At 70.4% G+C, this 8,373-nt stretch carries 8 protein-coding genes; 5 read left to right on the top strand and 3 right to left on the bottom strand.

What is annotated here, in order from left to right; all coding sequences use genetic code 11:
- Positions 1 to 204: 204 nt before the first annotated feature.
- Genes BN11_RS14385 through BN11_RS14365 form a run of 5 tightly spaced genes read left to right on the top strand, consistent with a single transcriptional unit; the run spans position 205 to position 4,663 of the window.
- Complete coding sequence (locus BN11_RS14385) at positions 205 to 1,050, top strand: class II fructose-bisphosphate aldolase (protein ID WP_048698756.1); 846 nt, start codon at positions 205 to 207, stop codon at positions 1,048 to 1,050.
- Positions 1,047 to 2,000, top strand: a complete 954-nt coding sequence (locus tag BN11_RS14380; protein ID WP_048698754.1) for a 1-phosphofructokinase family hexose kinase — start codon at positions 1,047 to 1,049, stop codon at positions 1,998 to 2,000. Before BN11_RS14385 ends, BN11_RS14380 begins: the two co-directional genes overlap by 4 nt.
- A gap of 2 nt (positions 2,001 to 2,002) precedes the next feature.
- Complete coding sequence (locus tag BN11_RS14375; protein WP_048698752.1) at positions 2,003 to 3,025, top strand: zinc-dependent alcohol dehydrogenase; 1,023 nt, start codon at positions 2,003 to 2,005, stop codon at positions 3,023 to 3,025.
- Positions 3,022 to 3,813 (top strand): DeoR/GlpR family DNA-binding transcription regulator, encoded by a 792-nt coding sequence (locus BN11_RS14370; protein ID WP_048698748.1) that lies wholly within the window; start codon positions 3,022 to 3,024, stop codon positions 3,811 to 3,813. The genes BN11_RS14375 and BN11_RS14370 overlap by 4 nt, the downstream gene beginning before the upstream one ends.
- A gap of 4 nt (positions 3,814 to 3,817) precedes the next feature.
- Positions 3,818 to 4,663, top strand: coding sequence for an SURF1 family cytochrome oxidase biogenesis protein (locus tag BN11_RS14365; protein WP_048698745.1), 846 nt, complete (start codon positions 3,818 to 3,820; stop codon positions 4,661 to 4,663).
- Positions 4,664 to 4,685: 22 nt separating this feature from the next.
- On the opposite strand, the gene BN11_RS14360 is transcribed toward BN11_RS14365, so the two are convergent.
- From BN11_RS14360 to cobA, 3 genes are all read right to left on the bottom strand, one after another.
- On the bottom strand, positions 4,686 to 6,563 hold the full coding sequence (locus tag BN11_RS14360; protein ID WP_048698743.1) for an ABC transporter ATP-binding protein: 1,878 nt from the start codon (positions 6,561 to 6,563) through the stop codon (positions 4,686 to 4,688).
- Positions 6,560 to 7,300: a sirohydrochlorin chelatase gene (locus tag BN11_RS14355; protein ID WP_048698741.1), complete on the bottom strand. Its 741-nt coding sequence runs from the start codon at positions 7,298 to 7,300 to the stop codon at positions 6,560 to 6,562. The genes BN11_RS14360 and BN11_RS14355 overlap by 4 nt, the downstream gene beginning before the upstream one ends.
- A gap of 173 nt (positions 7,301 to 7,473) precedes the next feature.
- On the bottom strand, positions 7,474 to 8,373 hold a 900-nt coding region (gene cobA / locus BN11_RS14350), incomplete at its 5' end, for a uroporphyrinogen-III C-methyltransferase (RefSeq protein WP_083433776.1).

The raw sequence follows: 8,373 nt of genomic DNA, 5'->3' as shown, positions 1-8,373 counted from the left end.
TGGCGGGCGGCTGGACCCACAGCGCCGCAGTCCGGGACGCAAAGGCCGTCGCCTTCGGGCCCTATCGACTCTCCGCCGTCTCCGAGGCCGGCTGCCGCGGCGCCGCCCTGCTCGCCGGACTCGCCGCCGGCATCTACGCCGACCTCGAATCGGCACCATCCCCCGAAACCGCTTGAGTCCCGAACAGATCGAACTGGAGAACCGATGCCCCTCGTCCCCACGGCCCAACTCGTCGCCGCCGCCAAGGAGGCCGGTCATGGAGTTGCCGCTTTCAATGTGATCACTCTCGAGCATGCCGAAGGCATCGTCGCCGGCGCCGAGCAGGCGGGGGTCGGAGTGATCCTGCAGATCAGCGAGAACGCCGTGAAGTTCCACGGTGGACTGTTGCGCCCGATCGCCGCCGGCTCCCTCGAGATCGCCCGTGCCGCCACGGTCGATGTGTCTGTGCACCTCGACCACGTCGAGGACGAAGGCCTGCTGCATCAGACCGCTGACGCTGGCCTGAGTTCGGTGATGTTCGACGCCTCGCACCTGGAATACGAGGACAATGTGGCCGCCACCCGCGCGGCGGCCGACTGGGGCCACGCCAACGGGCTCTTCGTCGAGGCCGAACTCGGCAAGGTGGGCGGCAAGGACGGCGCGCACGCACCAGGTGTGCGCACCGACCCCGGTGAGGCGGCGGCATACGTCGAAGCCACCGGTGTGGACGCTCTCGCTGTGGCAGTGGGCAGTTCGCACGCCATGGTCGAACGCACCGCGGCCCTGGACCTCGACCTGATCCGGGAGATCGCGGCCGCAGTGCCGGTGCCACTGGTGCTGCACGGCAGCTCGGGCGTGGCCGACGACAACCTGCGCGCCGCCGTCGAGGCCGGCATCGTCAAGGTCAATATCGGCACCATCCTCAATGTTGCCTTCACCGGCGCCGTGCGCGAGGTCCTCGATTCCGACCCCAAGATCGTCGACCCGCGCAAGTATGTCCGGCCCGGTCGCGAGCAGATCGCCGCAGTTGCCGCGCGACTCGCCGGCCTGGTCTCCGGGCCACGCACATGATCATCACCCTCACCCTCAACCCGGCGCTCGACCTGACCTACCACCTGGCCGACGACACGCTCGGCGCCGTCGACGTGCACCGCTCCACGAGCCAGACACTCGAGGCCAGCGGCAAGGGGATCAACGTCTCTCGCGACCTGCACGCGGCGGGTCTCGCGACGGCGGCCGTCTTTCCCAGTGCCGGGGCGACCGGCCGGCACTTGGCCGAACTCCTTGTCGCAGAAGGCGTCCGGCACGCGGCTCCGGCGAGCTCCGGCGAGACCCGGATCAACTCCACCGTCCTGCTCCCCCATGGCCAGACCATCAAGATCAACGGCCCGGGTGCCGCTCTCACCCCCGTCGACGTCGGCGCCGTGCTAGACGCCGTGGATCAGGAACTCACCCAGGCCGGCGGAGAGGAGGAGACCTGGTTGGTCATCTCCGGATCCCTGGCGCCGGGCGCCGGGCCCGAGGTGGTGACGGCCTTCGTCGAGCTGGCCCACCGGCATACGGCTCGCTGTGCCGTCGACATCTCCGGACCCGCCCTTGCGGCCGCATTGGCTGCGGGCGCGGATCTCTTGGCACCCAACGAGATCGAGCTGGCCGACCTGCTCGGTGTGCCGAAGCCCACCAGCGTCGACGAGACCGCCGCGCTCGCCCGACGCGTCGCCCTCGAGTATGACGCGCAGCTGCTCGTCAGCATGGGAAAGGCGGGCGCGATCCACACCGACGGCTTCTCGGTCATCCACGGCGGCGGCCCCGCACTCGTGCCCGTCAACACCGCGGGCGCTGGCGACGCCTTCCTTGCCGGCTGGCTGGCGGCGGCGGGCACGCCGTCCGAACGCATGGCGCGGGCCATGCAGTGGGGCCGCTCCGCCTGTCTGTGCCCCACCACCGTCGACCCTCGGCCGGGATCCGCCGGCACCGAGGGCATCACCGTCTCCCAGATCGAAACCGCTGAAAGGCCTTGACCATGAACGACATTCGCCGTATCCGTGTTTCCGCGATCGATACCGTGGAGGTGCTGACCGAGCCCCCGGCGCCCATCGGCCCGGGTCTGGTGCGCGTCCGGTCCGTGACCGTCGGCGTCTGCGGTTCGGATACGCACGCTCTCCACGGGCGCCACCCGCTCGTGCCGCCGCCCTACTTCCCCGGGCACGAAGCCACCGGCGTGGTCACCGAACTCGGCCCGGACGTGACCGGCGTGGCCGTCGGCGACCGGGTGGTGGTCGAGCCGACCCTGCCCTGTTGGACGTGCAAGCAGTGCGCGCAGGGTCAGGAGAACCTGTGCGAGAACCTCCAGTTCTTCGGCTGTGGGTTCGAGCAGGGCGGGATGGCGGAGGAGTTCGTCGTGCGGGCTGACCGGCTGCACCACATACCCGACGATCTCGACGACACCGCCGCCTCACTCATCGAGCCGCTGTCGACGCCCGTGCACGCGGGCCGGATCGCCGGGCCCCTCAAGGACAAGGCGGTCGTCATCATGGGCGCGGGCGCCATCGGGCTGCTCATGCTCGCCGTGGCCAAGTATGACGGGGCCAAGCGCATCGTGCAGACCGATCCGCTGCCGGGCAAACGCGAACTCGCCGGCAAGCTCGGCGCGGACGTCGTCGTGGACGCGGCGGCCCCCGACATGGTCGAGCAAGTCAGGGCGGCACTTGGCGAGAGCGCCGATGTCGTCTTCGACTGCGTGGCGATCCAGCCGACGATCACCGCCGCCATCGCACTGGCCACCAAGGGCGGCACCGTCGCCATCGTCGGCGTGCCGTCCGCGGACGTGACGATTCCCACGATCACGGTGCAGGACAACCAGATCCGCCTTCAGGGTTGCGCCACCTATGTGCCGCAGGACTACGCCAAGTCCATCGAGATCCTGCAGTCCGGCGCGATCGACCCAAGCATGTACGTGACCAAGGAGTTCCCGCTGGAGCAGGCTCGCGACGCCTTCGACGCCTCGCTCAGCGGGTCCGAGATCAAAGTGCTGATCCGGCCGTGACGGCCGCGGCCGGCGTCCCGGAGAACCAACTCGCGGCGCAGCGTCACCAGTTCATTCTCGACACCCTGCGCACCCGCGGCCAGGTGGGAGCCAAGGCGGTCGCCGACAGCCTCGGCGTGACACACGAGACGATCCGCAAGGACCTCGTCCTGCTGCAGGAACGCGGACTGCTGCGCCGCGTCCACGGCGGGGCGGTGCCCGTCGAGTCGCTCGCCTACGAACCGCCGGTGACCTCACGAACCGCTCGCGGTGAGGAGAAGGCGCGGATCGCGGCGGCGGCCAGGGAGTTCGTGCCGGCCACCGGAGTTGTGCTCTTCGACTCCGGCACCACCACCACCGGGCTCGCGGAAATCATGCCGATCGCCCCAGAACTGATGGCCTTCACGAACTCGCTTCCCATCGCCGAGACCCTTCTCGGGCGGGTCGGCACGCTGTCCATACTCGGCGGTCGCGTCCGCCGCGAGACGCAGGCCAGCGTGGACAACTGGGCTTTGCGCGCCCTGGAATCGCTCCGCGCCGACGTGGCCTTCCTCGGCGCCAACGCGTTCTCCCTCGAGCACGGGCTCTCCACGCCGGACGAGGCGGAGGCGGCCATCAAGGGCGCGATGGTGCGGGCGGCGCGCATGCGGGTGTTGCTCGCGGACAGTTCGAAGTTCGGGCGGGAGGCCATCTATCGCTATGCCGAGATCGCCGATGTCGACGTCCTCGTGACCGACTCGGGTCTGGACCCCAGCGACGCCGATCGCTTGACCCGCGAGTGCGGCGTGGAGGTCGTGCGGGTACCGTGACGGGGTGTTGCGCGCCCTGCTGACCCCTCGCTGGCTGGGCGCCCTCCTCCTGTCGGCCCTGTTCGCCGTCGCCGCCTATCACCTCGGCCACTGGCAATACGGCAAGCACGTCGCGAAGGTCGAGCGCAACGAGCGGATCAGCGCGCACTTCGGTGCCGCACCGGTGCCGGTGGGCTCGGTGCTCACCTCCTCCCCCGTGCCCATCGCGCAGGAGTGGACGCACGTCAGCGCGACAGGCACCTACGGACAAGCCAAGCTGGTCGCCCGGGGCCGGCCGCTGGACAAGCAGGTGGGGTATGAGGTGCTGGCCCCCTTCCGCCTGGCCTCCGGGGCCACGGTGCTCATCGACCGCGGCTGGATCCCGTTGGGCGACAAGGGAGCTGCCGAGGTCCCCGCGTATGCCGCGCCGCCGCCCGGCGAGGTGACGCTCACCGGCTGGGTACGCCAGGGCGAGAAGGCACGCCATAGCTCCGCGACGGCCGGCACCATCGCCAGCATCAACCTGCCGGAGGCTGCGCAGAAGTTCGGCACTCCCCTCCTGGGCGGGTATGTCCAGCTGGAGGCGGACACTCCCGCTGCCACGGCGGGCGACGCCCTGGTGCCGCAGCCGCTCGGCAAGCCGGACCGCAGTCTCGGCCCGCACCAGGCCTACGCCTACCAGTGGTGGACCTCGATGCCGCTCGGCTTCATCCTGATGTTCTTCGGCCTGCGCCGCGAGGCCGCCGAAGGTCGTGCCGAGCGTGGGGCCGGCGAGGCGCCGTCCGGGGCCGGGGCGGGGGCGGCCCGGACCCCGGCACCGAAGCCGCCGCGGCCGAAGAAGACCCGCATCTGGGACGAGGAGGACGCCTGATCTCCCGTTGCCGGGCAGGCCCTCAGCCCCCTACTGGTGCGGAATCGTCCTGGAACTGGGTGCGGTAGAGGACCTCATACAGCCCGCCCTGGCCCAGCAACTCGTGGTGGGTCCCCCGCTCCACGATCCGCCCCTTGTCGACGACGAGGATCTGGTCGGCCCGGCGGATGGTCGAGAGGCGATGGGCGATCACCAAGGCGGTGCGGCCCGCCAGGGCGCTGTCCAGCGCCGACTGCACGGCCAGCTCGGACTCGCTGTCCAGGTGGGCGGTGGCTTCGTCGAGCACGAGCAGCCCCGGCCCCTTCAGCAGCAGCCGGGCGATGGCGATGCGCTGCTTCTCCCCGCCGGAGAGCCGGTAGCCCCGGTCGCCGACAACCGTGTCGAGGCCCTGGGGCAACGCATCGATCAGCGGCAGGATCTGGGCCGCGCGCAGGGCATCCCGCATCGCGTCCTCGGAGGCGTCGGCACGGGCATACAGCAGGTTGGCGCGGATCGTGTCGTGGAAGAGGTGGCTCTCCTGGGTCACGACGCCGACCGCGCCGGTAACCGAGGCGAGCGTGGCGTCACGCAGGTCCAGCCCCTGCAGGCGGACGGCCCCGGAGGTCGGGTCATACAGGCGCGCGACGAGATTGGTGATCGTCGTCTTGCCGCCGCCACTCGGCCCGACCAACGCGACCAGTTCTCCGGGGGCGATGTGAAAGCTGATGTCCTGCAACACGGTCGACCCTCGACCCCGGTCACCGGAGGCCCCCGCCTCCAACGACCGCAAGGAGACCTCGTCGGCACCGGGATAGGCGAAGCCGACGTGATCGAAGACGACGTCGACCGCGCCGCCGGGCAGGGGCATGGCTGACGGCGACTGCGTGATCGACGGTTTCAGGTCGAGGATCTCGAAGACCCGGGTGAAGGAGACCAGTGCGGTCATGACATCGACGCGAGCATTGCTCAGCGCCGTCAACGGGCCATACAGCCGCGCCAGCAGCGCCGTCAACGCGATGAGCGTGCCGATCGTCAGGGTGCCGTCGATGGCCATCACGCCACCGAACCCATAGACCATGGCCGTGGCGAGCGAGGCCACGAAGGTCAGCGCCACGAAGAGGACGGTGCGGTTCATCGCGATCTTGACCCCGATGTCACGCACCCGGGAGGCGCGCTCGGCATACTCGCGGTCCTCACGCTCGAGATCCCCGAAAAGCTTCACCAACAGGGCCCCACCGACGTTGAACCGCTCCGTCATCCGCGAGCCGAGATCGGCGTTCAGGCTCATCTGTTCGTGCGCCAGGGCAGCCAGGCGATGACCCATCCAGCGGGCCGGCAGCAGGAAGAAGGGCACGAGCGCGAGCGCTGCCAGCGTGAGCTTCCACGACAGCGTGAACATGGCGGTGAGGATCAGCGCGAGCGAGACGACATTGCTGACCACGCTCGACAGGACGCTGGTGAAGGCCTGTTGCGCGCCGATGACGTCGCTGTTGAGCCGGGTGACGAGCGCGCCGGTCTGTGCGCGTGTGAAGAACGCAATCGGTTGCCGCACAACGTGACTGAATACTTCACTGCGCAAGTGATAGATGAGGCCCTCACCGATGCGGGCGGAGAACCAGCGCGACACCACGGCAACAACGGCGGCCACGACGGCGATCGCCGCGACGATGAGCGCGAGCGTGATCACCACTCGCCGGTCCCCCGGCATGATGCCGTTGTCGACCAGTCTCGCCAGCAGCAGCGGGGCGGCGACGATGAGCAACGAGTCGACGACGACGAGCACGAGGAAGCCGGCGATGGCGCGGCGGAAGGGCGCGGCATACGACAGCACCCGGCGGGTGGTCCCGGGCGGGAGCTTCGCGTCGGCAACGTCCGAGTCCTGAGTGAGGCTGTGCATCACTCTCCAGGCGGGCATGCTCATAGTTGTGGTGAACCTCCTGCGTCCCAGCCTGATTCCCGAAGGCCGGCCATCCGCTGGAGGACCAGACGCGTGACGGCGTCGGTGTCTGCGAGCACGCCGGCGGCGACCCCGACGCCCCGCTGGGCGCAGGCCCGCACCATCCGGTCCCGCAGCACCCCGTCGGCGAGGATGCCGGTGACTGCGACGACTCCCTCCGCCCGCCCGAGTGCCGTGAGGGCGGCGTCGATCGGCAGATGATCATCGAGGGTGGCGAAGGCGTAGGTCCGGACCGGGGGGAGCGTCGACCGCAGCTGCGCGACCAGGTCGTCCACGGCGGCAGTGCGCGACGAACCGCCGAGGAGCACCACGGCCCGATTCTCGCCGCGCTGGTCGAGCAGTTCGCCGACCGCGGAGCCGAGCAGCGGATGCGGCCCGAGCGCCGCGCTGACCACGACAGATCGTCCGGTGCGCAGTCCCAACTCCCGAGCGGCGGCGGGGATGTCGACCCGGGCGTGGAAGGCCTGGGTGAGCAGCAGCGGGACGAGGCCGATCGGTCCGGACCCGGTGTCGCCCACGGCGTCGGCGACGTCCGCGATCCGTGGTGGGTGGTGATCCAGGTATGCCGTGTGCACCACGACGTGCGGGGCGGCGACGGCGACGCGGTGAGCCAGGGCGGCGATGTCGCGGGTATGCCGCGGATCCGGCGACCCATGAGCGAGCAGGACGACATCGGGTCGCCGCCGCTCGCCAGTGGTCATGGCCGAACGATAGATGCCGCGGCAGGGGCGAGGCCATCGAGGTCACGCGCGGTGACGGTCAGCGCTTCGTCGTCACGGTCGACGACGCCGCCCGAGGTGCAGCCCTGCTCAACACCCTGGCCGATCGGCACCGCACGGCCGCGTCGCGCTGACGCAACGTCCGGCCACGCCCCTCAGCCCGGCAACGCCTCCAGCGCCAGCAGCTCCTCCCGGACCCCCACGACCTCACCGATGACGACGACGGCCGGCGGCCGCACCCCAGCAGCGCGCGCATCGGCCGCGGCCGACTCCAGCGTCGTCGTCGTGGTGCGCTGACGCTCGGTCCAGCCGGATTCGATGATGGCGACGGGCGTCTGCGGGGAGCGGCCCGCCGCCATGAGCCCGCGAGCCGTTTCGTCGAGGTGCGAGACCCCCATGAGGAGGACCAGGGTCGCATCCGGGGCAGCCGAACGGGCAGCTGCCAGAACGTGTTCCGGCCCCTCGTGCGCCGAAGCCATGACGAAGGATGCGGTGATGCCCCGCTGCGTGACGGGGATGCCGGCGGCAGCGGGCACGGAGATCGCCGACGTGACACCAGGCACGACGTCGACCGGTATGCCGTGTGCCGCGCAGTGCAACATCTCCTCGCCGCCGCGGCCGAGGACGAAGGGGTCTCCGCCTTTGAGCCGGACGACGAGCTGGCCCTCCTTGGCCTCGCGCACGAGGATCTCGTTGATCTCCCACTGCGGCACCGGGTGATGCCCGGGCGTCTTGCCGACATCGATGATCTTCGTGCGCTGCGGCAGCTGGTCGAGCAAGCCGGTCGCGCCGAGCCGGTCGGTCACCACGACGTCGGCCTGCGTCAGCAGGCGCCGGCCACGGACCGTGATCAGGTCATCGGCACCCGGACCGCCGCCGACCAGGACGACCCGGCCGGCCGATTGCTCTGTCGACGGGGCGGAGTCGAGATCTCGACGGGGTCCGATCGACATCTCGACGGGGGCTTGGGCGGGGTGGCGGTGGCGGGCGACGGGGAGTTCGCCGGTCTCCATGGCGATGAGGATGGCGTCGCGCAGGGCGGTGGGGGGGGGGGG

This window comes from Nostocoides australiense Ben110 (assembly GCF_001050535.1).
GTDB classification, from domain to species: Bacteria; Actinomycetota; Actinomycetes; order Actinomycetales; family Dermatophilaceae; genus Nostocoides_A; species Nostocoides_A australiense.
Note: the sequence above shows the minus strand (reverse complement) of the source record. Positions and strands in the feature narration are given on the sequence as shown.